General features: G+C 68.6%; 24 protein-coding genes, 2 tRNA genes and 7 pseudogenes. 23 read left to right on the top strand and 10 right to left on the bottom strand.

All coding sequences use genetic code 11. The features are described from left to right. The first annotated feature begins 33 nt into the window (after nucleotides 1–33). The 4 genes from DPM13_RS04500 to DPM13_RS24800 all read left to right on the top strand — a co-directional run bounded on the left by DPM13_RS04500 (nucleotide 34) and on the right by DPM13_RS24800 (nucleotide 2,776). Nucleotides 34–480 (top strand): DUF188 domain-containing protein, encoded by a 447-nt coding sequence (locus tag DPM13_RS04500; RefSeq protein WP_112887528.1) that lies wholly within the window; start codon nucleotides 34–36, stop codon nucleotides 478–480. A 111-nt stretch (nucleotides 481–591) separates the two neighbouring features. Next, nucleotides 592–2,049: a metal-dependent hydrolase family protein gene (locus DPM13_RS04495; RefSeq protein ID WP_112888696.1), complete on the top strand. Its 1,458-nt coding sequence runs from the start codon at nucleotides 592–594 to the stop codon at nucleotides 2,047–2,049. 2 nt (nucleotides 2,050–2,051) lie between these two features. Further along, nucleotides 2,052–2,645 carry a hypothetical protein gene (locus DPM13_RS04490; protein ID WP_223252339.1) on the top strand — a complete coding sequence of 198 codons (594 nt, stop codon included), beginning with the start codon at nucleotides 2,052–2,054 and terminating at the stop codon, nucleotides 2,643–2,645. Next, the gene (locus DPM13_RS24800) at nucleotides 2,642–2,776 is read left to right on the top strand and encodes a hypothetical protein (protein ID WP_262983254.1); all 135 of its coding nucleotides are present in this window, start codon (nucleotides 2,642–2,644) and stop codon (nucleotides 2,774–2,776) included. Before DPM13_RS04490 ends, DPM13_RS24800 begins: the two co-directional genes overlap by 4 nt. Nucleotides 2,777–2,810: 34 nt before the next feature. Here the strand turns inward: DPM13_RS24800 and tyrS are convergent, their stop codons facing one another. After that, nucleotides 2,811–4,049: a tyrosine--tRNA ligase gene (tyrS, locus tag DPM13_RS04485; protein ID WP_112888695.1), complete on the bottom strand. Its 1,239-nt coding sequence runs from the start codon at nucleotides 4,047–4,049 to the stop codon at nucleotides 2,811–2,813. A gap of 55 nt (nucleotides 4,050–4,104) precedes the next feature. On the opposite strand from tyrS, the gene DPM13_RS04480 reads away from it, so the two are divergent. The 10 genes and pseudogenes from DPM13_RS04480 (at nucleotide 4,105) to DPM13_RS04435 (ending at nucleotide 10,403) form a co-directional block, all read left to right on the top strand. Then, entirely contained in the window at nucleotides 4,105–5,205 is a 1,101-nt protein-coding gene (locus DPM13_RS04480; protein ID WP_112887527.1) for an anhydro-N-acetylmuramic acid kinase, read from the top strand. A 118-nt stretch (nucleotides 5,206–5,323) separates the two neighbouring features. Next, a complete protein-coding gene (locus tag DPM13_RS04475) occupies nucleotides 5,324–6,181 on the top strand; it encodes a hypothetical protein (RefSeq protein WP_223252338.1) in 858 nt (285 codons plus the stop codon). A 42-nt stretch (nucleotides 6,182–6,223) separates the two neighbouring features. Then, nucleotides 6,224–6,300: transfer RNA gene (locus tag DPM13_RS04470), tRNA-Asp, on the top strand. A 27-nt stretch (nucleotides 6,301–6,327) separates the two neighbouring features. Beyond that, nucleotides 6,328–6,404: transfer RNA gene (locus tag DPM13_RS04465), tRNA-Asp, on the top strand. Nucleotides 6,405–6,573: 169 nt separating this feature from the next. Next, nucleotides 6,574–7,047 (top strand): SspB family protein, encoded by a 474-nt coding sequence (locus tag DPM13_RS04460; protein ID WP_112887526.1) that lies wholly within the window; start codon nucleotides 6,574–6,576, stop codon nucleotides 7,045–7,047. Between the two features lie 60 nt (nucleotides 7,048–7,107). Further along, nucleotides 7,108–7,668 carry a class I SAM-dependent methyltransferase gene (locus tag DPM13_RS04455; RefSeq protein WP_145963308.1) on the top strand — a complete coding sequence of 187 codons (561 nt, stop codon included), beginning with the start codon at nucleotides 7,108–7,110 and terminating at the stop codon, nucleotides 7,666–7,668. A gap of 78 nt (nucleotides 7,669–7,746) precedes the next feature. After that, nucleotides 7,747–9,139 (top strand): annotated as a pseudogene (fumC, locus tag DPM13_RS04450) (class II fumarate hydratase). A 1-nt stretch (nucleotide 9,140) separates the two neighbouring features. Next, complete coding sequence (locus tag DPM13_RS04445) at nucleotides 9,141–9,359, top strand: DUF4169 family protein (protein ID WP_223252337.1); 219 nt, start codon at nucleotides 9,141–9,143, stop codon at nucleotides 9,357–9,359. Beyond that, entirely contained in the window at nucleotides 9,352–9,591 is a 240-nt protein-coding gene (locus DPM13_RS04440) for a ribbon-helix-helix domain-containing protein (protein ID WP_028720164.1), read from the top strand. The genes DPM13_RS04445 and DPM13_RS04440 overlap by 8 nt, the downstream gene beginning before the upstream one ends. A gap of 68 nt (nucleotides 9,592–9,659) precedes the next feature. After that, nucleotides 9,660–10,403, top strand: a pseudogene (locus DPM13_RS04435) (YebC/PmpR family DNA-binding transcriptional regulator). A 35-nt stretch (nucleotides 10,404–10,438) separates the two neighbouring features. Here the strand turns inward: DPM13_RS04435 and DPM13_RS04430 are convergent. Next, entirely contained in the window at nucleotides 10,439–11,278 is an 840-nt protein-coding gene (locus DPM13_RS04430; protein ID WP_112887524.1) for an ArgP/LysG family DNA-binding transcriptional regulator, read from the bottom strand. An 84-nt stretch (nucleotides 11,279–11,362) separates the two neighbouring features. On the opposite strand from DPM13_RS04430, the gene DPM13_RS04425 reads away from it, so the two are divergent. Then, entirely contained in the window at nucleotides 11,363–11,959 is a 597-nt protein-coding gene (locus DPM13_RS04425; RefSeq protein WP_112888694.1) for a LysE/ArgO family amino acid transporter, read from the top strand. An 85-nt stretch (nucleotides 11,960–12,044) separates the two neighbouring features. Next, nucleotides 12,045–12,866: pseudogene (locus DPM13_RS04420) on the top strand (DMT family transporter); the annotation flags it as partial. A gap of 238 nt (nucleotides 12,867–13,104) precedes the next feature. On the opposite strand, the pseudogene choV reads toward DPM13_RS04420, so the two are convergent. The 3 genes and pseudogenes from choV to DPM13_RS04405 all read right to left on the bottom strand — a co-directional run. Then, a pseudogene (gene choV, locus DPM13_RS04415) lies at nucleotides 13,105–13,965 on the bottom strand (choline ABC transporter ATP-binding protein); the annotation flags it as partial. Beyond that, nucleotides 13,958–14,809 (bottom strand): choline ABC transporter permease subunit, encoded by an 852-nt coding sequence (gene choW / locus DPM13_RS04410; protein WP_112887523.1) that lies wholly within the window; start codon nucleotides 14,807–14,809, stop codon nucleotides 13,958–13,960. The gene choW and the pseudogene choV, both read right to left, overlap by 8 nt. Nucleotides 14,810–15,008: 199 nt before the next feature. Then, nucleotides 15,009–15,842, bottom strand: a pseudogene (locus DPM13_RS04405) (glycine betaine ABC transporter substrate-binding protein). A 234-nt stretch (nucleotides 15,843–16,076) separates the two neighbouring features. Here DPM13_RS04405 and betI point away from each other — a divergent pair. The 3 genes and pseudogenes from betI to betA all read left to right on the top strand — a co-directional run bounded on the left by betI (nucleotide 16,077) and on the right by betA (nucleotide 19,812). Then, the gene (gene betI, locus DPM13_RS04400; RefSeq protein WP_112887522.1) at nucleotides 16,077–16,646 is read left to right on the top strand and encodes a choline-binding transcriptional repressor BetI; all 570 of its coding nucleotides are present in this window, start codon (nucleotides 16,077–16,079) and stop codon (nucleotides 16,644–16,646) included. After that, nucleotides 16,643–18,096, top strand: a pseudogene (betB, locus tag DPM13_RS04395) (betaine-aldehyde dehydrogenase). Before betI ends, betB begins: the two are co-directional and overlap by 4 nt. 69 nt (nucleotides 18,097–18,165) lie before the next feature. Continuing rightward, nucleotides 18,166–19,812 carry a choline dehydrogenase gene (gene betA / locus DPM13_RS04390; RefSeq protein ID WP_028720174.1) on the top strand — a complete coding sequence of 549 codons (1,647 nt, stop codon included), beginning with the start codon at nucleotides 18,166–18,168 and terminating at the stop codon, nucleotides 19,810–19,812. Here the strand turns inward: betA and DPM13_RS04385 are convergent. Continuing rightward, a complete protein-coding gene (locus DPM13_RS04385; protein ID WP_112887521.1) occupies nucleotides 19,809–20,339 on the bottom strand; it encodes a YceD family protein in 531 nt (176 codons plus the stop codon). The genes betA and DPM13_RS04385 overlap by 4 nt on opposite strands. Before the next feature lie 114 nt (nucleotides 20,340–20,453). Between DPM13_RS04385 and DPM13_RS04380 the strand changes: the two genes are divergently transcribed. Further along, nucleotides 20,454–20,861: an outer membrane protein assembly factor BamE gene (locus DPM13_RS04380; protein WP_223252335.1), complete on the top strand. Its 408-nt coding sequence runs from the start codon at nucleotides 20,454–20,456 to the stop codon at nucleotides 20,859–20,861. A 65-nt stretch (nucleotides 20,862–20,926) separates the two neighbouring features. On the opposite strand, the gene msrB is transcribed toward DPM13_RS04380, so the two are convergent. Beyond that, nucleotides 20,927–21,313 (bottom strand): peptide-methionine (R)-S-oxide reductase MsrB, encoded by a 387-nt coding sequence (gene msrB / locus DPM13_RS04375; protein WP_028720177.1) that lies wholly within the window; start codon nucleotides 21,311–21,313, stop codon nucleotides 20,927–20,929. Between the two features lie 110 nt (nucleotides 21,314–21,423). On the opposite strand from msrB, the gene DPM13_RS04370 reads away from it, so the two are divergent. From DPM13_RS04370 to rnd, 3 genes and pseudogenes are all read left to right on the top strand, one after another. After that, complete coding sequence (locus DPM13_RS04370; protein ID WP_105291618.1) at nucleotides 21,424–22,176, top strand: GNAT family N-acetyltransferase; 753 nt, start codon at nucleotides 21,424–21,426, stop codon at nucleotides 22,174–22,176. A 43-nt stretch (nucleotides 22,177–22,219) separates the two neighbouring features. Continuing rightward, the gene (gene tgt / locus DPM13_RS04365) at nucleotides 22,220–23,350 is read left to right on the top strand and encodes a tRNA guanosine(34) transglycosylase Tgt (RefSeq protein ID WP_112888693.1); all 1,131 of its coding nucleotides are present in this window, start codon (nucleotides 22,220–22,222) and stop codon (nucleotides 23,348–23,350) included. Between the two features lie 126 nt (nucleotides 23,351–23,476). Then, nucleotides 23,477–24,649, top strand: a pseudogene (gene rnd, locus DPM13_RS04360) (ribonuclease D). 9 nt (nucleotides 24,650–24,658) lie between these two features. Here the strand turns inward: rnd and DPM13_RS04355 are convergent. The 3 genes from DPM13_RS04355 to hisF are packed head-to-tail and all read right to left on the bottom strand — an operon-like array spanning nucleotide 24,659 to nucleotide 26,221. Continuing rightward, a complete protein-coding gene (locus DPM13_RS04355; RefSeq protein WP_036763042.1) occupies nucleotides 24,659–25,150 on the bottom strand; it encodes an MgtC/SapB family protein in 492 nt (163 codons plus the stop codon). A 4-nt stretch (nucleotides 25,151–25,154) separates the two neighbouring features. After that, nucleotides 25,155–25,463, bottom strand: a complete 309-nt coding sequence (locus DPM13_RS04350) for a phosphoribosyl-ATP diphosphatase (RefSeq protein WP_099648008.1) — start codon at nucleotides 25,461–25,463, stop codon at nucleotides 25,155–25,157. Further along, complete coding sequence (gene hisF / locus DPM13_RS04345; protein WP_028720183.1) at nucleotides 25,460–26,221, bottom strand: imidazole glycerol phosphate synthase subunit HisF; 762 nt, start codon at nucleotides 26,219–26,221, stop codon at nucleotides 25,460–25,462. Before hisF ends, DPM13_RS04350 begins: the two co-directional genes overlap by 4 nt. Nucleotides 26,222–26,225: the final 4 nt, after the last annotated feature.

The following is a 26,225-nucleotide window of genomic DNA, read 5'->3' as shown; positions in this document are numbered from 1 at the left end:
TTGCGCGGGGCTTTTCCAACCCGGAGCCCGCCCATGACCACGCTTTACATCGACGCCGACGCCTGCCCGGTCAAGGCCGAGGCCGAGCGCGTCGCCACCCGCCTGCGCCTGCCGATGGTCCTGGTCTGCAACGGCGGGCTGCGCCCGTCGCCGAACCCCTTCGTGTCCCTGCAGATCGTGCCCGAGGGCCCGGCCGTGGCCGACCGGCTGCTCGATCAGTTGCGGCCGGGCGACGTGGTGACGGTGACGAAGTACGATCGCCTGGCCCGTTCCCTGAAGGATCTTCTCGACATCGTGGACCAGGTGGAGAAACGCGGCGCGGGATTCCGGTCGCTCGCCGAGGACATGATGCAGGACCTGCGCACGGCCGACCCGTTCCGGCAAGGCAGCGGCGCGGCATTCTCCAAGGCCGACCGCGCGCGATTCCTGCAGGCGCTGGACCGGGTCATGGCGGCGGCGGTGCGCGTGCAGCCGCGCTAGGGCAAGCGCGGTCGCCGCGGAAATCCTGTTGCCAGCAACGACAGATAAGCCTGATATGTTCGCATCGCCGCGGGTCGGGTGACGCGGGCCGTCTCGACATACGGAGCGCGCATGTGCCTGACCTGCCTTGAAACCGTCGCAAGCACCGGCGCGGTGCGTTTCTGCCAATGCGGCAGCCCCCAGACACTGGCCGCCATGGCCCGGATCGAGGCCGACATCTCGCGCCGGCAGATGATCGGCGGCATGGCCGCGGTGGTCGGCATGTTCGCGGGCTTCGGCCTGGCGCCGCGCGAACTGCGCGCCCAGACCCCGGCCAGGCCGCTGCTGCTGACCAACCTGCGGCTGTTCGACGGCCAGGCCCTGTCCCTGCGCGAGGGGGTCGAGATCCTGGTCGATTCCGGCCGCATCGCCGCGCTGCCGGGGGCCGGGCAGGGGCCGCAGGACGCCGAGCGCATCGACTGCGGCGGACGCACGGTCATCCCCGGCCTGATCGACACCCATTGGCATGCGACGCTGTGCGGCATCAGCCAGATCGCCGCGATGACCCAGGACATCGGCTTTGTCCACCTGATCGCCGGCCAGCAGGCTGGCGCGACGCTGATGCGCGGCTTCACCACGGTCCGCGACGTCGGCGGCCCGGCCTTCGGGCTGCAGGCGGCCATCGACCGCGGCGTGGTGACCGGGCCGCGGATCTTCCCCTCGGGCGCGATCCTGTCGCAGACCTCGGGTCATGGCGATTTCCGCTTTTCGAACGCGCTGCCGATGATGCCCTCGGATCCGGCGGATTACGCGACCCGGCAGGGCATGACCGCGCTGGCCGACGGCGTGCCCGAGGTGCTGCGCCGCACGCGCGAGCAGCTGATGAAGGGCGCGAGCCAGATCAAGATCAGCGCCGGCGGCGGCGTCGCCTCGCAATACGACCCGTTGGAATCGCTTCAGTTCACCCTGGACGAGATGCGGGCGGCCGTGGATGCGGCCGCCGATTGGGGCACCTATGTCTGCGCCCATGTCTATACCGCGCCCGGCATCCGCCGCTGCATCGAGGCCGGGGTGAAGTCCATCGAGCATGGCCAGCTGGCCGACGAGGATACCGTGCGCATGATGGCCGACCGCGGCACCTGGTGGTCGATCCAGCCGTTCCTCCAGGACGAGGACGCCAATACCTACACCGACCCCAAGGCCGTCGCCGCGCAAAAGGCGGTGGCCGAGGGCACGGTGCAGGCCTTCGAATGGGCCGAGAAGCACAAGGTCAACTGGGCCTTCGGCACCGACATCCTGTATGGCGGCGGCGAATCGCAGGGTCGGCAGCTGGCGAAGCTCGCGCGCTTCATGTCGCCGCTGGCGGCGCTGCATCGCGCGACCGGCGCGGCCGGCGCGCTGCTGGCGCTGTCGGGCGGGCGCGCGCCCTATGACGGGCGGCTGGGGGTGATCGCCGAGGATGCGCTGGCCGACCTTCTGGTCATCGACGGCGACACCGAGGCGAGCCTCGACTGGCTGGCCGATACGGCCAATCTGCGGCTGATCATGAAGAACGGCCGGCTGTTCAAGAACGAGTTGCAGGGGGGATGAGGATGCGCAAATTCCTGGCGGCCGCCGCGGCGGTGCTTTCCACGGGGCTTGCCCCCGCCATGGCGCAGGACTGGTCGGGGCAGATCACGCCCTATGTCTGGGGCGCGGGCCTGGGCGGCGACGTGACGCCGTTTGCCGGGGCGCCGACGCTGTCCTTCGACAAGTCGCTGTCCGAAGTGCTCGAGGATACCGACGGCGCCTTCTTCCTGTCGGGCTTCGCCCGGCGCGACCGGCTGGTGCTGATGGGCGATCTGAGCTGGTCGACAAGTTCCAAGGCCGGCACCCTGCCGCCGGGCCTGCCGGCCGAGGGCAAGGTCACGCAGCGCTCGCTGACGCTGCTGGCCGGCTGGCGGGCGGTCTCGAACGACCGCATGACGCTGGATGCGCTGGCCGGTGCCCGCGCCTGGCGGGTCAAGGGCCGGATTCGGTCGCGGGCGGCGCGCGCTCGGCCTCGCCCAGCAAGGATTTCGTCGATCCCATCGTCGCGCTGCGGGCCAATGTCACGCTGGCGCCGCAGTGGTCGGCGATCCTCTATGCCGATGTCGGCGGCTTCGGCGCGGGGTCCGAGCATACCAGCCAGTTCCTGGCCACGGTGAATTATCAGGTCACCGACCAGCTTTACGTCTCGGCCGGCTATCGCCAGCTGAACGTCGATTATCGCGATGGCGGCACACGGCTGGACGTGACCATGGCCGGGCCGATCCTGGGCGCCACCTGGCGCTTCTGACGAAAAGGCCGGGGTCGCCCCCGGCCTTGCCGCCTTAACCCACCCGCACCATGCGGTGCTTCTTTTTCCCGACCGAGACCTTCAGCCCGTCGCCGATCAGCCCGGCATCGACCGCAAGCTGCGGGTCGCTGACCGCCTCGTTGTTCAGCCGCAGGCCACCCTCGGCGATCAGGCGCTTGGCCTCTTTCCCCGAGGCCGCGATGCCGGTCTGGGCCAGCATCTGCACCACCGAGACGGGCAGCGCATCGGCGCCGATCGTCACCACCTCGAGATCGCCGCCGGCGCCGCCCTGCTCGAAGACCTCGCGCGCGGTGGCCTCGGCCGACGCCGCCGCCTCGGCGCCGTGCAGAAGCGTCGTCACCTCGTTGGCCAGGATGATCTTGGCGGCGTTGATCTCGGATCCCGACAGCGCGCCCAGGCGGTTGCATTCCGCGACCGGCAGGTCGGTGTAAAGCTTCAGGAACCGGCCGACGTCGGCGTCTGTGGTGTTGCGCCAGAACTGCCAGAATTCATAAGGCGACAGCATCGCGCCGTTCAGCCAGACCGCGCCGCCCGCCGACTTGCCCATCTTGCGCCCGTCGCTGGTCGTCAGCAGCGGCGAAGTCAGGCCCCAGATCTCGCCATCCAGCACGCGGCGGGTCAGGTCGATGCCGTTGACGATATTGCCCCACTGGTCCGAGCCGCCCATCTGCAGCCGGCAGTCGTAGCGCCGGTACAGTTCCAGGAAGTCATAGGCCTGCAGGATCATGTAGTTGAATTCGAGGAAGCTGAGCGATTGCTCGCGGTCCAGCCGCGACTTGACCGATTCAAAGCTCAGCATCCGGTTGACGCTGAAATGCCGGCCGATGTCGCGCAGGAAATCGAGGTAGTTCAGGCTGTCCAGCCATTCGGCGTTGTTGAGCATCATCGCGCGCCCCTCGCCGTAATCGAGGTAGCGGGCAAAGACCTGCTGCATGCCGTCGATGTTCGCCTGGATCGCATCCGGGGTCAGCAGCGGGCGCTCCTCGCTGCGGAAGCTGGGGTCGCCCACCTTGGTCGTGCCGCCGCCCATCAGCGTGATCGGCCGGTTGCCGGTCCTTTGGAACCAGCGCAGCATCATGATGTTCAGAAGGTGCCCGACATGCAGGCTGGCTGCCGTCGCGTCATACCCGATATAGGCCGTCATCGAACCTTCGATCAGCGCCTCGTCCAGCGCCTGCAGGTCGGTGCAGTCCGCCAGATAGCCGCGTTCGATCATCACATGCAGAAAGTCGGATTTGGCACGGTATGTCATGGGCTGTTCCTTTCGAATGGCGCGGATATACCGTTCGGGCGGAAAAAGGGAAAGCATGATGATCCAGGCCCTGGGGATGATGTCGGGAACCTCGCTGGACGGGGTGGACGCGGCGCTGATCGAGACGGACGGCCTGCGCATCGCAGGCTTTGGCCGCAGCGCCTTTCGCGCCTATTCGGGCAATGAATCGGGGCTGCTGCACGGCGCGCTGGGCCAGTGGCCCGGCGGGCCTGACGTGGCCGAGGCGGCGGCGCTTTCGGTCGCGGCCCATGCCGATCTGGCCGCGGGGTTCCCCGAGGCGGAACTGGTCGGCTATCATGGCCAGACCCTGGCGCATGACCCCGGCGGGCGCGGCACGCATCAGGCGGGGAACGGGGCGGCGCTGGCCCGCCGGCTCGGCCGCCCGGTGGTCTGGGATTTCCGCTCCGAGGACCTGCGCCAGGGTGGCGAGGGCGCGCCGCTGGCGCCCTTCTTTCATTGGGCCTGCGCGGAATGGGCGGTGGCGCAGGACCTGCTTGCGCCCCGGCCTGTGGGCTTTCTGAACCTGGGCGGGGTCGGCAACCTGACCGTCGCCGATCCCGCCGCCCCCGCGCCCGAGGCGCCGGGCGCCTGCGTCGCCTTCGACACCGGCCCGGCCAATGCGCCGCTGAACGATCTGATGCGCGCGCGCCTGGGGCTGGCGCGGGACCAGGGCGGGGCGCTGGCCGCGCAGGGCATCCCGGACGAGGCGGTGATCGCGGCCTTCCTGCGCCACCCCCATTTCGCGCGGCCCCTGCCGAAGTCGCTGGACCGCGATGCCTTCGCCGGCGTGCTGGACGTGGCGCATCTGGGCGATGCCGATGCGGCGGCGACATTGACCCATGCGGCGGCGGCGGCGGTCGCGGCGGGGCTGGCGCTGGTGCCGCAGGTCCCGGCGCTGGTGCTGGTCTGCGGCGGCGGGCGGCACAATGGCGCGATGATGGCCGCGCTGGAGCGGCGCCTGCCCTGCGCCGTCGCCCCGGTCGAGCGGGCCGGCCTCGATGGCGACATGCTCGAGGCGCAGGCCTTCGGCTGGCTTGCCGTGCGGGTCTTGCGGGGCCTGCCGACCTCTGGCCCCGGAACGACGGGCGCGCCCGGGCCGGTCTGCGGCGGCCGGATCAGCCATCCCCGGCGCTGACCGCGCCCGGTCTGCCGCAAAAGCGCCAACTGTCGGGAACGATGATACAAATTCCGGCGTTTGCCCCCCAGCGCGGCGGCTTGGCCGTCGCGGATGACGATAATCGGAGGACCTCTTGATGAAACCGCTTGTGATCGCAGCGACCGCCCTGGCCCTTGTTGCGCCGGCTGCTCATGCCCAGACCGCCACGCCGGCCCCGACTGCCGAGCAGGCGGCCGAGAACGCGGCCGACGCCGCCGAGAACGCGGCGCAACAGGCCGAGGATGCCGCCGACAAGGCCGCCGACCAGGCCGGAGCGGCGGCCGAACAGGCCGCGGATGAGGCCGCCGCCGCGGCCGACAGCGCGGCTGACGCCGCCGCGACCGCGACCGATGACGCGGCCACCGCCGCCGACATGGACAGCGAGGCCGCCGACGATGCGGCCGCGGCGGCCGAGGATGCGCAGGACTCCGCCTCGGACGCCGCCGATGCGGCGGTGGATGCGGCCGCCGAGACGCCGGTGACGCCCCCCGACGTGAACGCGCCCGCGATCTCGGAGACCGAGCCGGGGCTGTTGGGCTCGTGGCTGACCAGCCGCCGGATCTGGACGACGAACCAGCCTTCGTCCACGGAATGGGTCGATCCCGCGCTGGATCAGCGTCCCGCCGAATGGCAGGACATCGCCAAGGTCAACGACATCGTGCTGGACGATCGGGCAATGTCGTGGGCTATGTCGCCGATATCGGCGGCTTCCTGGGCATCGGTGCGAAAAGGTGCTGCTGGGCGTCGACGCGATCCACCTGGTGACCGTGGGCAACGACACGTTCTTTGCCACGAACTACACCAAGGAGGAACTGCAGGCGCTGCCCGATTTCGACGAAAAGACCGTGCGCCGCTGACCCGGTCCGAAGGCAAGGCTGACGGGGGCGTCCTTTCGGGCGCCCCTTTGGCTTTTTTAGGCAAGATCGGCCTTGACGGGGCCGGCGGGCATGCGTAAACCCCCTCGCACCCCGGACGACGATCCGGGGAAATGGTCTGCGCGGTTGTAGCTCAGTTGGTTAGAGTACCGGCCTGTCACGCCGGGGGTCGCGGGTTCGAGCCCCGTCAACCGCGCCACCATTTCCAGTTATCGTCACGAAAAGCGCGGTTGTAGCTCAGTTGGTTAGAGTACCGGCCTGTCACGCCGGGGGTCGCGGGTTCGAGCCCCGTCAACCGCGCCATTTTCCTTTTCCCCCTTTCCGACAGGCGGCGCCGGCCTTGGCTCGGGCCGTTGCATGGGTATTTGGAAAACGGTGAAACCCTGCGGGGGTGCCCGAATGCGGGCGCTAGGGGGCTTTTCATCGGGGCGCAAAACCCTATGCTTGGCCCAAGAAAGCAGGGGAGACGCTGATGGCGCGCGGAATTGATTACGGCGGGATGATGCACCGTGCCATGCAGCGGCTGATCGCGGATGTCCTGGATGCCGTCGCCCGGGAGGGCCTGCCGGGCGATCATCATTTCTTCATCACCTTCGATACCCGCGACCCGGACGTGGAGATGGCCGACTGGCTGCGGGAGCGCTATCCCGAGGAGATGACCATCGTCATCCAGCACTGGTTCGACAGCTTGGAGGTCCGGCCGGAGGGTTTTGCCATCACCCTGAACTTTGGCGATTCGCCCGAGCCGCTGTACATCCCCTTCGATGCGCTGCGCACCTTCGTCGATCCCTCGGTCGAATTCGGCCTGCGGTTCGAGACCCAGGTCGAAGATGACGAGGACGAGGATGAGGACGAGGCGGACGACGCCTCGGACGGCGGCGAAGGCGCCGAGGATGCCCCCAAGGGCGGGGGCGAGGTCGTCAGTCTGGACAAGTGGCGCAAGTAGGCGGTCATATCCCTGTCACCGGCAAGCAATAGGGCGGTCTTCGCATAGCTGGAGGCCGCCTTGTCCGATCTGTCGTTGTTTCTTGGCCAGTTTCTGCGCCGGCCCGGAGAAATCCGCGCCGTCGCCCCCACCGGCCGTTCGGCCGCGCGCGAGATGGCGCGGCCCGTCACGCCCGACATGCAGGCGGTGGCCGAGATCGGCGCCGGCACCGGCACCATCACCCAGGCCATCCTGGCGCGGGGCCTGCCGCCCGAGCGGCTGGAGCTTTACGAGCTGAACGCCGCCTTCTGCGACCGGCTGCGCCAGCGCTTTCCCGGCGCGCGGGTCCACAACCTGCCGGCGCAGGAGATGGTGAATGTCGGGCGGGGCGACCTGGATGCGGTCGTCTCGGGCGTGCCGACATTGCCGATGCCGGACGAACTGCAGGCGGCCATCGTCGGGGCCGCGCTGGCGATGATGAAGCCCGGCGCGCCCTTCGTCCAGATCACCTATGGCGCCCTGCCGCCCCTGTCCGGGGCGGTGCGCGCCCGCTTTGGCCTGGTCCACGAAAAAAGCCGCCGGATCTGGGCCAATCTGCCGCCGGCGCAGGTCTATGTCTTTTGCCAGGGCCGTGATCGCTAACGGCATACTTTCGCATACCATTTGCGAATCCGGCCGCTGGCGGCTACAACCCTCGGCAAAACCGTGAGGGATGATGACATGACCAAGACCCGCACCGAAACCGACAGCTTCGGCCCGCTCGAGGTTCCCGCCGACAAGTATTGGGGGGCGCAGACGCAGCGCTCGATCCAGAACTTCCCCATCGGCTGGGAAAAGCAGCCCGTGCCCATCATCCGCGCGCTGGGCATCATCAAGCAGGCCGCCGCCCAGGTGAACATGGCGACGGGCAACCTGGATTCCACCCTGGGCCAGGCGATGGTGCAGGCCGCGCAGGAAGTGGCGGCAGGCAAGTTCGACGACAACTTCCCGCTGGTCGTGTGGCAGACCGGGTCCGGCACCCAGTCGAACATGAACGCGAACGAGGTCATCTCGAACCGCGCCATCGAGATCCTGGGCGGCGAGATGGGCTCGAAGAAGCCGGTGCATCCGAACGACCATGTGAACATGGGGCAGTCCTCGAACGACACCTTCCCGACCGCGATGCATGTGGCGATCGCCATGCAGGCCCGCGACGTGCTGATCCCGGGACTGGAAAAGCTGCACAAGGCGCTGGTCGCGAAGTCGGAGGAATTCAAGGACATCATCAAGATCGGCCGCACCCATACTCAGGATGCGACGCCCCTGACCCTGGGCCAGGAGTTCGGCGGCTACGCCCACCAGGTCCAGAAGGGCATCGAGCGGGTGAAGCTGGCCCTGTCCGACATCTATGAACTGGCTCAGGGCGGCACCGCCGTCGGCACCGGGCTGAACACCAAGAAGGGCTGGGACACGGCCATTGCGGCGGAAATCGCCAAGATCACCGGGCTGCCCTTCGTCACCGCGCCGAACAAGTTCGAGGCGCTGGCGGCGCATGACGCGATGGTGTTCTTCTCGGGCGCGCTGAAGACGGTGGCAGGCTCGCTGTTCAAGATCGCCAACGACATGCGGCTGCTGGGCTCGGGGCCGCGTTCGGGTCTGGGCGAACTGATCCTGCCGGAAAACGAGCCGGGCTCGTCGATCATGCCGGGCAAGGTGAACCCGACCCAGGCCGAGGCGCTGACCATGGTCTGCGCCCATGTCATGGGCAATGACGCGGCCGTCGGCTTTGCCGGTTCGCAGGGCCATTTCGAGCTGAACGTCTATAATCCGATGATGTCCTATAACGTGCTGCAATCCATGCAGCTGCTGGGCGATGCGGCGGGGTCGTTCACCGACAACATGGTCGTGGCTGGCTGGCCAACATTCCGCGCTCGAGAAGCTGATGAAGGAATCGCTGATGCTGGTGACCGCGCTGGCGCCGACCATCGGCTATGACAACGCGACCAAGGTCGCCAAGACCGCGCACAAGAACGGCACCACCCTGCGCGAGGAGGCGATTGCCCTTGGCTTCGTCGATGGCGAGACCTTCGACCGCATCGTGCGCCCCGAGCAGATGGTCGGTCCCGAGGACTGATGTGATCGGGTCCGGACCCAAGGTGATCAACCTGCGGGCGGCGCGCAAGAGCGCCGCCCGCGATGCCGCCCGCAGGCAGGGCGACCAGAATGCGGCGAAATTCGGCCGCAGCAAGGCGCAGCGCCAGGCCGAGGACGATGCCGCCGCCCGCGCCGCCCGCCATCTGGACCAGCACATGCTTGGTCCGGACCGGCGCGACGACGGGGACGGCGATGCCTGACCTGCCGCCGATGACCCCCCCGGTCAAGCGATCGGTAACCATCGGCGGACACCGCACCTCGGTCAGTCTGGAGGACGCGTTCTGGAAGGAATTGCGCGGCATCGCCCGTGCGCGCGGCCAGACCGCTGCCAGCCTGATCGCCGCCATCGACAGCAGGCGCCCGCCCGAGGTGGGGCTGGCGACCGCGTTGCGGCTGTTCGTCCTGTCCGAACTGGGCCGGCATCAGGGCTAACGCTTGCGATTTCGGCCTTCGGCGCCTAAAAGCGCCTGCGATATTCCATATGAACATTGGGAAGAACCATGGCAGGCCATAGCAAATGGGCCAACATCCAGCACCGGAAGGGCAAGCAGGACAAGCTGCGCTCGAAGCTGTTTTCGAAGCTGGCCAAAGAGATCACCGTCGCCGCCATGATGGGCGACCCCTGATGCGACAAGAACCCGCGCCTGCGCCTGGCGGTCAAGGAGGCCAAGTCGAATTCCGTCCCCAAGGACGTGATCGACCGCGCCATCAAGAAATCGCAGGGCGGCGACGCCGAGAACTATGACGAGATCCGCTATGAGGGCTACGGCCCGAATGGCATCGCGATCATCGTCGAGGCGATGACCGACAACCGCAACCGCACTGCATCGAACGTGCGCAGCTATTTCACCAAATACGGCGGCGACCTGGGGCAGACCGGCAGCGTCAGCTTCATGTTCGACCGCAAGGGCGAGATCCTGTATCCCGCCAGCGCCGGCGACGCCGACACGGTGATGATGGCTGCCATCGAGGCCGGCGCCGAGGACGTGGAAAGCGACGAGGACGGGCACTGGATCTATACCGCCGACACCGACCTGGCCGAGGTGTCGAGCGCGCTGGAAGCGACCCTGGGCGAATCCGAGCACGCCAAGCTGATCTGGAAGCCGCAGGCCCCGACCGAAATCGACCTTGAGACCGCCACGAAGCTGATGAAGCTGCTGGACGCGCTGGAGGAAGACGACGACGTGCAGAACGTCACCGGCAACTTCGACATTCCCGAGGACGTCGCGGCCCAGCTGGAGTGACGCCTCCGGCGGGGGTATTTGGGAAACAGTGAAAGTCAGGGCCGCAGTTCCGCCGCGGCCCTTTTTCGTATGGCCGCGGTCAGGGGCGAGAGCGCCGGTTTCAGGGCGCGCTGGACATGCCAGTAAAGCGGTATGTCCAGCGGCAGGGCGGCAAGCGGGACGATGCCCGGACGGATCATCGCCTGCGGGATCATGCCCCAGCCCAGACCCAGTTCAACCGCCCGGGCAAAGGCTTCGGAGGAGGGGACCATGTGGCCGGTCAGATGCAGGCGCTGGCCGGTGACACTCTGCGCCCAGCGGGCCTGGGCCGCGTCCTTGTGGTTGAAGATGACCGCCGGGGCGGCCGCAAGCGCCTCGGCCGTAGGGCCGTCGGGGAAGTGGCGGGCGGCGAAGGCGGGCGCGGCCATGGCCCTGTAGCGCATCTTGCCCAGGGCGATGGCGTCGCAACCCGGCACCGGCTGCGGGTCCGAGCTGAGCGCGGCCGCGACCTGCCCCTGGCGCAGCCAGTCGCGCGCGTGGTCCTGGTCGTCCACCACCAGGTCATAGAGCGCATCGAGCGCCGTCATCGCCGGCGGGAACCAGGTCGCCAGGCTGTCGGCATTGACGGCCAGCCGCAGGTGGACCGGGCCCGTTTCGCCGGTCAGCGCCCGTTCCAGCATAAGCACCTGATCCAGGTGCTGGACCAGCCGCAGGGCCCGGTCGGTGCCGCGTGCCGGCGGGCCGCGATGGACCAGCACCTCGCCCATGCGCTCCTCGAGCGCCTTGATGCGCTGCGAGATGGCCGAGGGGGTGACGCCGAGGCTGGCGGCCGCCGCCTCGAAGCTGCCGCGCCGGATGATCTGGGCCAGCGCGGCCAGGGCGGGATAGTCAAGCATCAGGAAAACTTAATCTGCTTCATGATTTTGAGTTTGCCTTGTGATGGTCTGCGGGGCAAGCCGGTGTTCGAACGGAGGGATGCCATGCACGCCTATCTTGCCGGTCTTGGGACCGGGCTTTCGCTGATCGTGGCCATCGGGGCGCAGAACGCCTTCGTGCTGAAGCAGGGATTGATGCGGCGCCATGTGCTGGCCACGGTGGCGTTCTGCGCCCTGTCCGACGCGGTCCTGATCGTTGCGGGCGTCCTGGGGGCAGGGGCCATCGCCGCCCGCGCACCCTGGTTTCTGGACACCATGCGCTGGGGCGGGGCGGCGTTCCTGCTGGCCTATGGCGCGCGGTCGCTGCGCGCGGCCTGGCGGGGCGGCGCGGTGCTGCGCGCGGGCGAGGGGGCGACCAGCCTGCGCGCCACGCTGGCGGTGCTGGCGGCGCTGACCTGGCTGAACCCGCATGTCTGGCTGGACACGGTGGTGCTGCTGGGCGGGGTGTCGGCAGGGTTCGGGGACAGGGGCGCCTTTGCCCTGGGTGCGGTGACCGGATCGGTCCTGTTCTTTGCCGCCTTGGGCTATGGCGCGCGCTGGCTGTCGCCGGTCTTTGCCCGGCCCGGCGCCTGGCGGGTCCTTGACCTGTGCGTGGGGCTGGTCATGTGGACCATCGCCTTGGGGCTTGTGCTGCGGGGCTGACCTTGCGCCCGCGCGCCGGCCGGGGCAAGTCTGGCGCATGAGCCTGTCGCCCCATACCCGCGCGGATCTTGTCGGCATCGCCTGGATGCTGACCGCGGGGCTGTGCTTTGTGGGCGTCAACGGAACCGTGCGCTGGCTGGGGCTGGCGCTGCCCGCCGCCGAAAGCGCCTTCATCCGCTTTGCCTTCGGGTTGCTGTTCATGATCCCGCTGCTGCTGCCGGCGCTGCGGCGAGGATTTCCGGCTCAGGTCTGGCAGCTGTTTGTGTGGCGCGGGGCGCTGCATTGCCTGGCCGTGATCCTGTGGTTCTATGCCATGGCCCGCATCACCGTGGCCGAGGTCACGGCCATCGGCTTTCTGAACCCCATCGTCGTGACCATCGGCGCCACGCTGCTGATGGGCGAACGCATCTCGTGGCGGCGAGCGGCTGCCATCGGGGTGGCGCTGGCGGGGGCGATGATCGTGCTGCGTCCCGGATTGCGGGTGCTCGAGCCCGGGCATCTGGCGCAGCTGAGCGCCTCGGTCTGCTTCGGGGCGTCCTATCTGGTGGCCAAGCGCCTGTCCGAACGGGTGGCCCCTTCGGTCGTGGTGGCGATGATGTCGCTGACGGTCTGCCTGGGGCTTGCCCCCGTCGCCGCGCTGGACTGGGTTGCGCCCACGGCGGTGCAACTGGCGGTGCTGGCCTGCACGGCCCTGTGCGCAACCGCCGGGCATTACGCCATGACGCGGGCCTTTGCCGCCGCGCCCCTGACCGTCACGCAGCCGGTGGTGTTCCTGCAACTCATCTGGGCCAGCCTTCTGGGCGCCCTGGTCTTTGCCGAGCCGGTCGACCTGTGGGTGCTGGCCGGCGGCGCGGTCATGATCGGGGCGATCAGCTATATCACCTGGCGCGAGGCGCATCTGCGCCGCCCGTCCCCCGCCGCAGCGCGCTGCCGTGCGAGGGCCGGGGCGGGGCCAATCTCGACCGCGCCGCCCTTGCGGGCGCCGGGCGCGACCAGCCGCAGCATGATCCCCTGGCGCGTCACCCGCCCGCCGCCGGTCAGAGGCAGCACCTCGGCCCCGGTTTCGGTCATCATGCGCATCACCTCGCGGATCGGCGTGTCGCGGTCGATGGGCGCGCCCGCCGCCTCGGCCGGGACGTCGCCCGGCTCGGCCATGTCCTCGGCGGTCAGCACGCCCAGGGGGTTCATGTGGGCCACGAAATCCTCGACATAGGCATCGACCGGATTGGCGATGATCTCGCGCGCGGTGCCGACCTGGACGATGCGGCCGCCCTCCATCAGGGCGATGCGGTTGCCGATGCGAAAGGCCTCGTCCAGGTCGTGGCTGACAAAGCGATGGTGCGCTGGAAGCGCTGCTGCAATTCCAGCAATTCGTCCTGCAGCCGCGTGCGGATCAGCGGGTCGAGCGCGCTGAAGGGCTCGTCCATCAGCAGGATCGGCGCCTCGGTCGCGAAGGCGCGGGCCAGGCCCACGCGCTGCTGCATGCCGCCCGACAGGTCGCCCACCTTGCGCTCGGCCCATTCGGTCAGGCCGACGGTCGCAAGCTGGCCATCCACGCGCTTGGCGCGCTCGGCCGCGGGGACGCCGGCCAGTTCCAGCCCAAGCCCCACGTTCTCGCGCACCGTGCGCCAGGGCAGCAGGCCGAATTGCTGGAACACCATCGCGACCCGCTCGCGGCGCAGGCGGCGCAGTTCGGCGCCGCGCGCCTTGCTGACCGAGGCCATGCGGTCCCCGTCCCAGATCCGCACCTCGCCCCGGCAGACGGCATTGAGCCCGTTCACCGCGCGCAGCAGCGTGGACTTGCCCGACCCGGAAAGGCCCATCAGGACCAGGATCTCGCCCTCCCTGACGGTCAGCGAGCAGTTGTGCACGCCCAGCACCTGGCCGGTTTCGGCCTTGATCGGGCCGCGCGCCAGGCCCTGGTCCATCAGCGGCAGGGCGGCCTTGGGGTCGTCGCCGAAGACGATGTTGACGTTGTCGAACTCGACGGCATTGCGTTCAGTCATTATGTTTCCCCACGCGCAGCATCCGGTCCAGCATGATGGCGACGATCACGATGATGAAGCCGCTTTCGAATCCCAGGGCGGTGTTGACGCTGTTCAGCGCGCGGACCACCGGCACCCCCAGGCCCGAGGCGCCGACCAGCGCCGCGATGACGACCATGGACAGGGACAGCATGATGGTCTGGTTCAGCCCCGCCATGATCTGCGGCGTGGCGCTGGGCAGTTCCACCTTCCACAGCAGCTGGCGCGGGGTGGCGCCAAAGGCGATGGCCGCCTCGACCAGCGCTTGCGGGGTCGAGCTGATGCCCAGATGCGTCAGCCGGATCGGCGCGGGCAGCACGAAGATCACGGTGGCGATCAGGCCGGGCACCATGCCGATGCCGAAGAACACGATGGCCGGGATCAGATAGACGAAGGTCGGCAGGGTCTGCATCAGGTCCAGAACCGGCCGCATCCAGGCGTAAAGCCGGGGCCTGTGGGCGGCGGCGATGCCCAGGGGCACACCGATCGCCATGCAGACCACGCAGGCCGACAGGACCAGGGTCAGGGACTGCATCATCTCGTCCCAATAGCCCTGGTTCAGGACGAACAGGAACCCCAGCAGGATCAGCAGGCAGGTCTTCCAGCTGCGCTGCAGGGCCCAGGTCAGGGCGACCATCAGCAGGGTGAAGACCAGCGGGTGCGGGAACTCAAGCACCGTCAGGATCATCCCGATCAGCCAGTCTAGCCCCTTGGAAATGGCGTTGAAGACGAACGCGGCATGGGCGTTCAGCCAGTCGAAGATCGCCTTGGCCGTCTTGCCCACGGGGATCTTGGTATCGGTCAGTATCGCGGTGATCTGGTCCATGCGTCCTTTGCTACCGTTCTGACGGGCGGCCCGGGCCCGGTTTGCTCATGTTGGCCGAAGTCGTCGTTCTTTCGTGGTCAAATATCCCGGGGGGCACCGCGTCCGCCCCGCCAGGGGGCGGATGCGGTGTGGGGGGCAGAGCCCCCCGATCCGGCACCGGACCATCCGCGGCGGGCTGGCCGGGACAGGCGCGCGCGGCTCAATCGGCTAGGGCCTTGTCCAGGGCCGCGACCGCGTCGCCGCCGTCGAAGGTCGTCACCCCCGCCAGCCAGGGCTTGGCGGCGTCGGGATTGGCCTGCAGCCATTCCCTGGCGGCCGAGGGGCCGTCCATCCCGTCGTTCAGGATCTTGCCCATGACCTCGGTTTCCATCGGCAGGGTGAAGGCCAGGTTCGACAGGAACTTGCCGAGGTTCGGGCAGTCCTTGCGCATAACCCGCACGGATATTGGTATCAACCCGCGCGCCGCCGAAGTCGGGGCCGAACACGTCGTCGCCGCCCGCCAGATAGGTCATCTTGAACGCGTGTTCATCGGATGCGGCTCCCAGCCCAGGAACACCACCGGCTTGCCCGCGCCATCGGCGCGCGCGACCTGGGCCAGCATGCCCTGTTCGCTGCTTTCCACGATCTCGAAGGTGCCAAGGTCGAACTTGTTGTCGGCGACCATCTCCAGCAGCGTCGGTTGCCTCGCTGCCGGGCTCGATGCCATAGATCTTGCCGTCCAGATGTCCTTGTGCGCGGCGATCTTGCCGAAGTCGTCGATGCCCAGCTTGGCGCCGGCCTCATTGGTGGCCAGCGTGTATTTCGCGCCGGTCAGGTTGGTGCGCAGCACCTCGACCGTGCCGGAATCGCGATAGGGCTTCAGGTCGTTTTCCTGACTGGGCATCCAGTTGCCCAGAAACACGTCCACGTCGTTCTTGGCCATGGCGGTGTAGGTCACCGGCAGCGACAGGATCTTGGTCTCGGTGTTGTAGCCCAGGGCCTGCAGCACCGTCGAGGCGAGCGCCGTGGTCGAGGTGATGTCCGTCCAGCCCACGTCCGAGAACACGACATCGCGGCAGGCGGCGGGCTCGGCGGCCTGGGCGGCCGCGCTGCTCAACCCGATGGCAAGACCTGCGGCAACAAGGGCGGCGGTGCGGCAAGATGTCATATTGTTCTCCCAGGTTTGTTGTCGGTTGTGCCAATTAAGGCTTTCGTTGATTGACGAGTCAATCAAAAGATGGTCAGCTTCGGTTTTCCCGCAGCGGTTCATACGGAACGGTGTCCTTATATGCCCAAGCTTGGCGCAGAGCCTATCCGAAAGGCGGCCTTAATCAACGCAACGATCGCGACCGTGGGCCGCAAGGGCTCGCTTGACGTGACCGTGGCGCAGATCGCGCGCGAGGCGGGCATGTCCACGGCGCTGGCGCATCACTACTTCGGCTCGAAAGAGCGGATCTTTCTGGCCGCGATGCGCCATATCCTGACGCAGTACCGCGACACCGCCTCGGTCGCGCTGAAGGGGGCGGAGGCGCCGCGCGACCGGCTGTTCGCCGTCGTCCGCGCCAGCTTCGGGGCCGAGAACTTTGCCCGCGAGACCATCGCGGCCTGGCTGAACTTCTATGCCCTGGCCCTGGTCGAGCCCGAGGCGGGGCGCCTGCTGCGCATCTATCACCGCCGGCTGCGGTCGAACCTGATGGTGGCGCTGCGCCCGCTGGTCGGTGCCGAGGCCGCCGGCATCGCCCGAACCCTGGGCGCGCTGATCGACGGGGTCTACCTGCGCGCCGCCCTGTCCGATGACATCGACGCCCACGCGGCCGAAACCCTGATTCTTGATTATCTTGGGAAAGTCCTGCCATGAGCCTGATCGCCCGGCCCCAGGCCCAGCCTGCCGCCAGCCTTTACCTGAACGGTGCCCTTGTCGAGGGCCAAGGCCCGGCGCTGCCGGTCCATTACCCCTATACCGGCGAGGTGATCGCCACCCTGCACGAGGCGAGCCCCGACCAGGTGGCCGAGGCGACCGCCGCCGCCGCCGCCGCCCTGCCCGCCGTCCCGGCCTGCGCCCGGTCGGCGCGGCCGGGTGCTGATCCGCGCGGCCGCGATCATCCGCGGCGGGCCGCGGACTGGCGGTGCTGGAAACCATGGACACCGGCAAGCCGATCCAGGAAACCCGGGTCGCCGACTGGCGCTCGGGCGCCGATGCGCTGGAGTTCTTCGGCGGGCTCGCGCCCACCGTGACCGGGCAGACGATCCCGCTGGGCGGCGATTTCGTCTATACCATCCGCGAGGCGCTGGGGGTCTGCGCCGGCATCGGCGCCTGGAACTATCCAAGCCAGATCGCCTGCTGGAAGGCGGCGCCGGCGCTGGCCATGGGCAATGCCATGGTCATCAAGCCCAGCGAGGAAACGCCGCTGGGCGCGCTGAAGCTGGCCGAGATCCTGACCGAGGCCGGGCTGCCGCCGGGCATCTTCAACGTCGTGCAGGGGCGCGGCGCGGTCGGCGCGGCGCTGGTGACGGACCCGCGCGTCGCCAAGGTGTCGCTGACCGGCTCGGTCGCGACCGGGCAAAGGGTCTATGCCGCGGCGGCCGAGGGCATGCGCCACGCCTCGATGGAACTGGGCGGCAAGTCGCCCAACATCATCTTTGCCGATGCCAGCCTCGAGGACGCGGTGGGCGCGGCGATCCTGGCGAATTTCTATTCCTCGGGCCAGGTCTGCTCGAACGGCACGCGGGTCTTTGTGCAGCAGGGCATCCTGCCCGCCTTCCTCGAGCGGCTGTCGGCCCGGCTGGAGGCGGTGAAGATCGGCGATCCGCTGGACGAGGCGACCCAGCACGGCCCCATCGTCAGCCCGGCCCAGGCCGGGAAGATCCGCGCCGCCATCGCCCGGGGCGAGGCCGAGGGCGCGCGGCTGGTCTGCGGCGGCCCGGGCGAGGGACCCTTCGTGCCGCCCACGGTCTTTGCCGACGCGACCGACGCCATGGAGATCGTGCGCGAGGAGATCTTTGGCCCCGTGATGTCGGTGCTGGCGTTTGCCGACGAGGCCGAGGCGGTCGGGCGCGCCAATGCCTCGCCCTACGGGCTGGCGGCCGGGGTGTTCACCCGGGATCTGGCGCGCGGGCATCGCGTGGCGGCGGCGCTGCAGGCCGGGACGACCTGGATCAACGCCTATAACCTGACCCCGGTCGAGGCGCCCTTCGGCGGGGTCAAGCTGTCGGGCATCGGGCGCGAGAACTCGGCCGCCGCCATCGAGCATTATTCGCAGCTGAAATCGGTCTATGTCGGCATGGGTGGCGTCGATGCGCCCTATTGAGCGGCGCCGCGCGAGTGGCATCGCCGGCGTGGGTATTTGGACAACAAGGAAGCCGGGCGGAGGATGGGCATGACGCCGGATTATGTGATCGTGGGTGCCGGTTCGGCCGGTTGCGCGCTGGCTTACCGGCTGGTGATGGCCGGCAAGCGCGTCGATATCATCGAATACGGCGGCTCGGACGTGGGGCCCTTCATCCAGATGCCGGCGGCGCTGAGCTATCCGATGAACATGCGCCGCTATGACTGGGGGTTTTCCTCGGAACCCGAGGCGCATCTGGGCGGGCGGCGGCTGGTGACGCCGCGCGGCAAGGTGCTGGGCGGGTCGTCCTCGATCAACGGCATGGTCTTCGTGCGCGGCCATGCCCGGGACTTTGATTTCTGGGCGGAAAGCGGCGCGGACGGCTGGGGCTATGCCGATGTGCTGCCCTATTTCAAGCGCATGGAGACCTCGCATGGCGCGGTCAGCGATTACCGCGGCACCGAAGGGCCGCTGCACGTCACCCGGGGGTCGCGCAAGAACCCGCTGTTCAACGCCTTCATCCGCGCCGGACGCGAGGCGGGCTATCCCACGACCGAGGATTACAACGGGGCCCGGCAGGAGGGCTTCGGCGCCATGGAGGCGACGATCTGGGAGGGCCGCCGCTGGTCGGCCGCCAATGCCTATCTGCGCCCGGCGCAGGAAACCGGCCTGCTGCGGCTGCGGCGCGGCCTGGCGCAGCGGGTGGTGTTCGAGGACGGGCGCGCGGTCGGCGTCGAGGTCAGGAACACGCGCGGCGTCAACGTGTTCCGCGCGAAGCACGAGGTGATCCTGTCGGCCAGTTCGATCAACACGCCGAAGCTTCTGATGCTGTCGGGGATCGGGCCGGCGGACCACCTGCGCGCGCATGGCATCGAGGTCCGGGCGGACCGGCAGGGCGTCGGCGCGAACCTGCAGGACCACCTGGAAATCTACATGCAGTATACGGCGACCAAGCCGATCACGCTGTACAAGCACTGGAACCTGTGGGGCAAGGGGTCGATCGGAGCGCAGTGGATGGCGACGGGGACGGGGCTTGGCGCTTCGAACCAGTTCGAAAGCTGCGGCTTCATCCGGTCGCGCGCGGGGGTGGAATATCCCGACATCCAGTATCATTTTCTGCCGCTGGCGGTGCGCTACGACGGCAAGGCCGCGGCCGAGGGGCACGGCTTCCAGGTCCATGTCGGGCCGATGCGGTCGAAATCGCGCGGGACGGTGCGATTGCGGTCGACCGACCCGCGCGAGGCGCCCGAGATCCGCTTCAACTACATGTCCCATCCCGACGACTGGACCGAGTTCCGCGCCTGCGTGCGGCTGACGCGCGAGATCTTTCAGCAGCCCGCCTTCGCCGACTACAAGGGCCACGAGATCCAGCCGGGCGACGCGGTGCAAAGCGACGACCAGATCGACGCCTTCATCCGCGAGCATGCCGAATCGGCGTTCCATCCCTGCGGCACCTGCCGGATCGGGCGGGCCGACGACCCGATGGCCGTGGTGGACCCGGACCTGCGGGTGATCGGGGTCGAGGGGCTGCGCATTGCCGACAGCTCGATCTTTCCGCGCATCACCAACGGCAACCTGAACGCCCCCTCGATCATGACGGGCGAGAAGGCGGCCGATCATGTGCTGGGGCAAGGCCTGCTGCCGGCGCTGAACCTGGGCCCGGAACTGAGCCCGGCCTGGGCCGAAAGCCAGCGCTAGCCGTCGCGCTTTTTCATCAGCTCGGCCAGGTCGGCGAAGGGCTTGCGGGTCTCTTCCTCGGGGGTGTCGGGGGTGGGGTCGAGGCTGGCGCCCTCGGCCCTGGGATAAAGCGGCAGGGCCAGGGTCAGGGCCTCGACCATCATCGCCTCGATGTCGATGAAGGCGCCCAAGGGCTCCAGCTCGTCATCGCCCATCTCGACCTCGTCGCCCTGGGGGGCTGCGGCGTGGGGCGAGAAGACGCGGTGGACCTCTTCGCTCAGCGCGGTCGAAACCGGGGCCAGGCTGACCACGCAGGGCTGGACCACCTTGGCCGAAAGCTGGGCCGTCACCTCCCATGCGTCACTGGGCGCGGGGCGGATTTCGCCGGCAAACCGCAGCGCGGGCAGGGCCGACAGCCCCAGTTCGTCCGCGATGGCCGCGCGGGCCTGCGTGTCGGGCGCCAGCGCGAAGGCCGTGGGCTGGCGGGGGTTGAGCTGCGCGACCCGGTAACGGGACTGCGCGCGCGGCTGGGGATGGGGCGTGGTCATGGCGGGTTGCCTTTCCGGGGATTTTCCCCGCTATTGGGACATTCTTGAGCGCGGGGCACGAGTTTGCTAAGTCGGTCCCGCGACGTCAACAGCCGCGCAGGGGACAGGTGCACGATGAAGATTTCCCGCCGTCAGATCATGGCTTTCACGCTGGTTCTGCCCGCGGCCCTGGCCGGCTGCCAGGCCACCTATCGCAACCATGGCTATGTTCCGCCCGATGACCAGCTGGCCCAGGTGGTCGTGGGCCAGACCAAGCAGGCGGATCTGGAGGGGCTGATCGGGCGTCCTTCGGCGCAGGGTCTGCTGACCGGATCGGCCTGGTATTACGTCGGCTCGCGCTGGCAGTTCTATGGCCTCCGCGAACCGCGCGAGATCGACAGGCAGGTCGTGGCGATCAGCTTCGATCCCTCGGGCACCGTGACCAATGTCGAGCGGTTCGGGCTTGAGCGGGGCCGCGTCGTCGTTCTGTCGCGCCGCGTGACGACACCGGCGTCGCCAGCCTGGGCCTGGCGCGCCAGCTGATGGGCAACGTGGGCCGGGTCGACGCCGCCGACATCCTGGCCGACTGAGCCGGCACGCCGCGCCGATCAGTCTGGCACGAAGCGCAGCGCCACGCCGTTGATGCAGTAGCGCAGCCCGGTCGGCGGCGGGCCGTCGGGGAAGACATGGCCCAGGTGGGCGTCGCAGCGGTGGCAGCGCACCTCGGTGCGGATCATGCCGTGGCTGGTGTCGCGGTGTTCGTCGATGGCGCCGCCGGGCTTGGAAAAGCTGGGCCAACCGCAATGGCTTTCGAACTTGGCATCGCCGTCGAACAGGCGCGCGCCGCAACAGACGCATTCGTAATGCCCAGGCACCGCCGGAAAGCCCGGATGGGAAAACGGCCGCTCGGTCCCGGCCTGGCGCGTCACGCGATAGGTCTCGGGGTCCAGCTCGGCCCGCCACTCGGCATCGGATTTCGTCACTCGATCGGTCATCTTTGGCCTTCATTCCCGTTGCGCTGCTGTTACAAGATAGGTGCAGGGAGGACTGGAACAAGACGGCAGCCCCTGCGCCGCCGTCTTCCCGAGGAATGGGCAGGGGTGCCATGATGGCATTGCGCAAGGGTCGCTACGAAGCCGCAACCGCCACCTCGGCCGACGAGATCGCCGAGGCGCAGCGCCTGCGGTGGCTGTGTTTCGTGGGTCGGGGCCGGGACGGGCCGCCCGACGCGCGTGACGCCGACGATTACGACGGCCGCTGCACGCATGTGCTGATTCGCGACATCGCCTCGGGGCGGCTGGTCGCCTGCTTTCGCATGCTGACCCTGTCCGGCGGGGCCGAGATCGGCGACAGCTATTCGGCGCGCTACTACAACCTGTCGCGGCTGCACGATTTCACTGGTCGCATGGTCGAGATCGGGCGCTTCTGCATCCATCCCGAATGGCACGACCCCGACATCCTGCGGCTGGCCTGGGGGGCGCTGGCGCAGCATGTGGACCGGCAGGGGGTCGAGATGCTGTTCGGCTGCTCCAGCTTCATGGGCACCGACACCCATGGCTACGAGGACGCCTTCGCCATGCTGCGCGAACGCCACCTGGCGCCCAAGCGCTGGCTGCCGCGCGTCAAGGCGCCCAAGGTGTTCCGCTTTGCCCGCGCGCTGAAGCTGCGCAAGCCCGATCCCCGCGCCGCCATGGCCGAGATGCCGCCCCTGTTGCGGTCCTATCTGGCGATGGGCGGCTGGGTCAGCGACCATGCGGTGGTCGACAGCCAGATGGATACGCTGCATGTCTTCACCGGGCTCGAGATCAGCGCCATTCCCCCCGGACGGGCAAGACTGTTGCGCGCCGCCGGGGCATAGGCCGGCTTTGCATCCCGCCACGGAACCGCCTATGTGCGGCGGCATGAGCGAGAGATTCCAGTTCCACGTCCAGGCCACCGACGGCCGCGCCCGCACCGGCGTGATCCAGACCCCTCGGGGCGAGATCCGCACCCCCGCCTTCATGCCCGTGGGTACCGCCGCCACGGTCAAGGCCATGCTGCCGGAATCGGTGCGCGCCACCGGGGCCGACATCCTTCTGGGCAACACCTATCACCTGATGCTGCGCCCCGGGGCCGAACGCATCGCGCGCCTGGGCGGCCTGCACCGCTTCATGAACTGGGATCGGCCGATCCTGACCGATTCGGGCGGGTTCCAGGTCATGTCGCTGTCCAGCCTGCGCAAGCTGACCGAAGAGGGCGTGACCTTTTCCAGCCATGTGGACGGGGCGCGCCATCACCTCTCGCCGGAAACCAGCATGGAAATCCAGCGCCTGCTGGGCAGCGACATCGTCATGGCCTTCGACGAATGCCCGGCCCTGCCCGCGACCGACGAGGCGGTGGCCAAGTCCATGCGCATGTCGATGCGCTGGGCCCAGCGGTCGCGCGACGCCTTCGGCGACCGGCCGGGGCACGCGCTGTTCGGCATCATGCAGGGCGGCGTCACCCGCGAGCTGCGCCAGGAAAGCGCCGAGGCGCTGAAATCCATCGGCTTCGACGGCTATGCCATCGGCGGGCTGGCGGTCGGCGAGGGGCAAGAGGCGATGTTCGGCGTGCTCGACTATGCCCCCGGTTTCCTGCCCGAAGACAAGCCGCGCTACCTGATGGGCGTGGGCAAGCCCGACGACATCGTCGGCGCCGTGCTGCGCGGCGTCGACATGATGGATTGCGTGCTGCCCTCGCGTTCCGGGCGCACGGGGCAGGCCTGGACCCGGCGCGGACAGGTCAACATCAAGAACGCGCGCCATGCCGACGATCCGCGCCCGCTGGACGAACATTGCACCTGCCCGGCCTGTACCGGCTATTCCCGCGCCTATCTGCACCATGTCTTCCGCTCGGGCGAGATGATCTCGGGGATGCTGCTGACCTGGCACAACCTGCATTACTTCCAGGAGCTGATGGCGGGCCTGCGCGGGGCCATTGCGGCGGGCGAACTGGCGGGCTTCGTCGCCGGCTTCGAGGCAATGCGAGCACAGGGCGACATAGAACCGCTGTGACGCTGGGTCCAGCGCCTTGATTTTTCGCGTCCTCTGTCTCATGGCCGAAGGACGAGATTCGGCGGATGCCCCGCCCGTGCCCGAAAGAACCAGATGCCCACTGCCAGCCAACCGCGCCCCGAAGACATCCAGACCATCACGACCACGGCCGAACTGGCCAGCATTCTCGACCTCCAAGGCGCAACCCTATGTCACGCTCGACACCGAATTCCTGCGCGAACGGACCTATTATTCCAAGCTGTGCCTGATCCAGGCCGCGCTGCCCCCCGCATCCGGCGCCAAGGCCGAAGGCGGGCGCGCCGTGCTGATCGACCCGATCGTCGGCACCGACCTGTCGCTGGAACCGCTCTACGACCTCTTCCGCCACAAGGCCACGGTCAAGGTGTTCCACGCCGCCCGCCAGGATCTTGAGATCTTCTATCACGACGCGGGCGTCCTGCCCGATCCGCTGTTCGACACCCAGATCGCGGCCATGGTCTGCGGCTTCGGCGAACAGGTCGGATACGAGACGCTGGTGAAAAAGATCGCGCGCCAGCCGCTGGACAAGTCCTCGCGCTTCACCGACTGGTCGCACCGGCCGCTGTCGGACGCGCAGGCGGCCTATGCGCTGGCCGACGTGACGCATCTGCGCGCCATCTTCGAATTCCTGGACGGCCAGTTGCAAAAGACCGGCCGCGCCCCCTGGCTTCAGGAAGAGGTCGCGGTCCTGCTGAACCCCGAAACCTACATCACCCGCCCCGAAGAGGCGTGGGAACGGGTGCGCACCCGCTCGGGGTCGCCGCGTTTCCTGGCGGTGGTGCGCGAACTGGCGCGGTTCCGCGAAACCTATGCGCAGGAACGCGACATTCCCCGTTCGCGCGTGTTCAAGGACGACGCGCTGGTGGAGCTCGCCTCGACCAAGCCCCTGACCGAGGCTGACCTGGCCAAGTCGCGCCTGCTGCTGCGCGACGCGCGCCGTGGCGACATCGCGAACGGCATCCTCGCCGCCGTCAAGGCCGGGCTGAGGCCAAGGACCTGCCCCGTCCCGCGCCCGAGGAACCCGGCCGCCCCGGCAATGCCGCGCTGGCCGACCTGCTGCGCGTGCTGCTGAAGGCCAAGTCCGACGAGACGGGCGTCGCGCCGCGCCTGATCGCCTCGGCGGCCGAGCTGGACGCCATCGCATCGGGCGCGCGCGACCTGCCGGCTCTGACCGGCTGGCGGGCCGAGGTCTTTGGCCACGACGCGCTGCGGCTGGCCTCGGGGGAAATCGCGCTGTCGGCCGTAGGCGGCGCGGTACGGGTGGTGCCGGTCGGGGGCTGAGCGGCCCCGCTAGTCGTCCCGCGCGTCGCGCAGCACCGGCGTCACCAGCAGCCGGATCAGCACCAGCACCACCATCGCCATGCCGGTGGCCATGATGCCCAGCAGCAGGTCGCCCGTGCCGCAGCACAGCCCGATGGCGCCGCAAAGCCACATCGAGGCGCCCGTGGTGATGCCGCGCACGCTGCCCTTGTTGATGACGATGGACCCCGCGGCCAGAAAGGCCACGCCCGCGGTCACCGCCTCGATCAGGCGCAGGGGGTCGGTGCGCTGCTGGTCCTCGTTGACATGGCTGAAGTCGACCAACTCCATGGCGACCAGCGTGAACACGGCCGCCGCCAGCGAAATCAGCATATGGGTGCGCAGCCCGGCGGCGCGGGCCTTGATCTCGCGTTCCCAGCCGATGATGCCGCCCAGCAGCACCGCCATGCTCAGCCGCAGGGCGACGATGGGCAGGGGCAGGGTGATGGGGCGGGAAAACTCCTCGGCCAGGGCTTGCAGCATCGTATCACTTTCGTGACGCTTTTTCGTCAATGCCCGAACGCCCCTCGCGGCGGTCCAGTTCACTCTCGACATCGGCCAGCGTCACGCCGCGCGCGGCCAGCATCACCAGCAGGTGGTACAGCACGTCCGCCGCCTCGGCGACCAGCTTGTCGCGGTCGCCCCTGACGGCCTCGATGATGGCCTCGACGGCCTCCTCGCCGAATTTCTCGGCGCATTTCTCGGGGCCCTTCGACAAGAGCTTGGCGGTCCAGCTGGTGTCGGGATCGGCATCCCCGCGTGCGGCGATGGTTTCGGCCAGACGGTGAATGCTCATGTCAGCCTCATCGGGATGCCCGCGGCGGCCATGTGCTCCTTGGCCTCGCGCACGGTGAAGGTGCCGAAGTGAAAGATGGATGCCGCCAGCACGGCGCTGGCATGGCCCAGTGTCACGCCCTCGGCCAGGTGGTCCAGAGTCCCGACCCCACCCGAGGCGATGACCGGCACATTGACCGCATCGGCCACGGCGCGGGTCAGGGGAATGTTGAAGCCGGCCTTGGTGCCGTCGCGGTCCATGCTGGTCAGCAGGATCTCGCCCGCGCCCTTGGCCGCGACGGTGCGGGCGAATTCCACGGCGTCGATGCCGGTGGGCTTGCGGCCGCCATGGGTAAAGATCTCCCATTTGCCGGGGGCAACGGTCTTGGCGTCGATGGCGCAGACGATACACTGGCTGCCGAAACGGTCGGCGGCCTCGGCGATGACGTCCGGATTCGCCACGGCGGCCGAGTTGAAGCTGACCTTGTCGGCGCCGGCCAGCAGCAGGGCGCGCACGTCCTGGTGGCTGCGCACGCCCCCGCCCACCGTCAGCGGCACGAAACAGGCCTCGGCCGTGCGTGTGACCAGGTCGAACATGGTGCCGCGGTTCTCATGCGTGGCGTGGATGTCCAGAAAGCAGATCTCGTCCGCGCCGGCCGCGTCATAGGCGCGCGCCGCCTCGACCGGATCGCCCGCGTCGCGCAGGTCCACGAAATTCACGCCCTTGACCACGCGGCCGTCGGCCACGTCCAGGCAGGGGATCACCCGGATCTTCAGCATGCCG

Origin of the sequence: Paracoccus mutanolyticus (assembly GCF_003285265.1) — a bacterium.
GTDB classification, from domain to species: Bacteria; Pseudomonadota; Alphaproteobacteria; order Rhodobacterales; family Rhodobacteraceae; genus Paracoccus; species Paracoccus yeei.
Note: the sequence above shows the minus strand (reverse complement) of the source record. Positions and strands in the feature narration are given on the sequence as shown.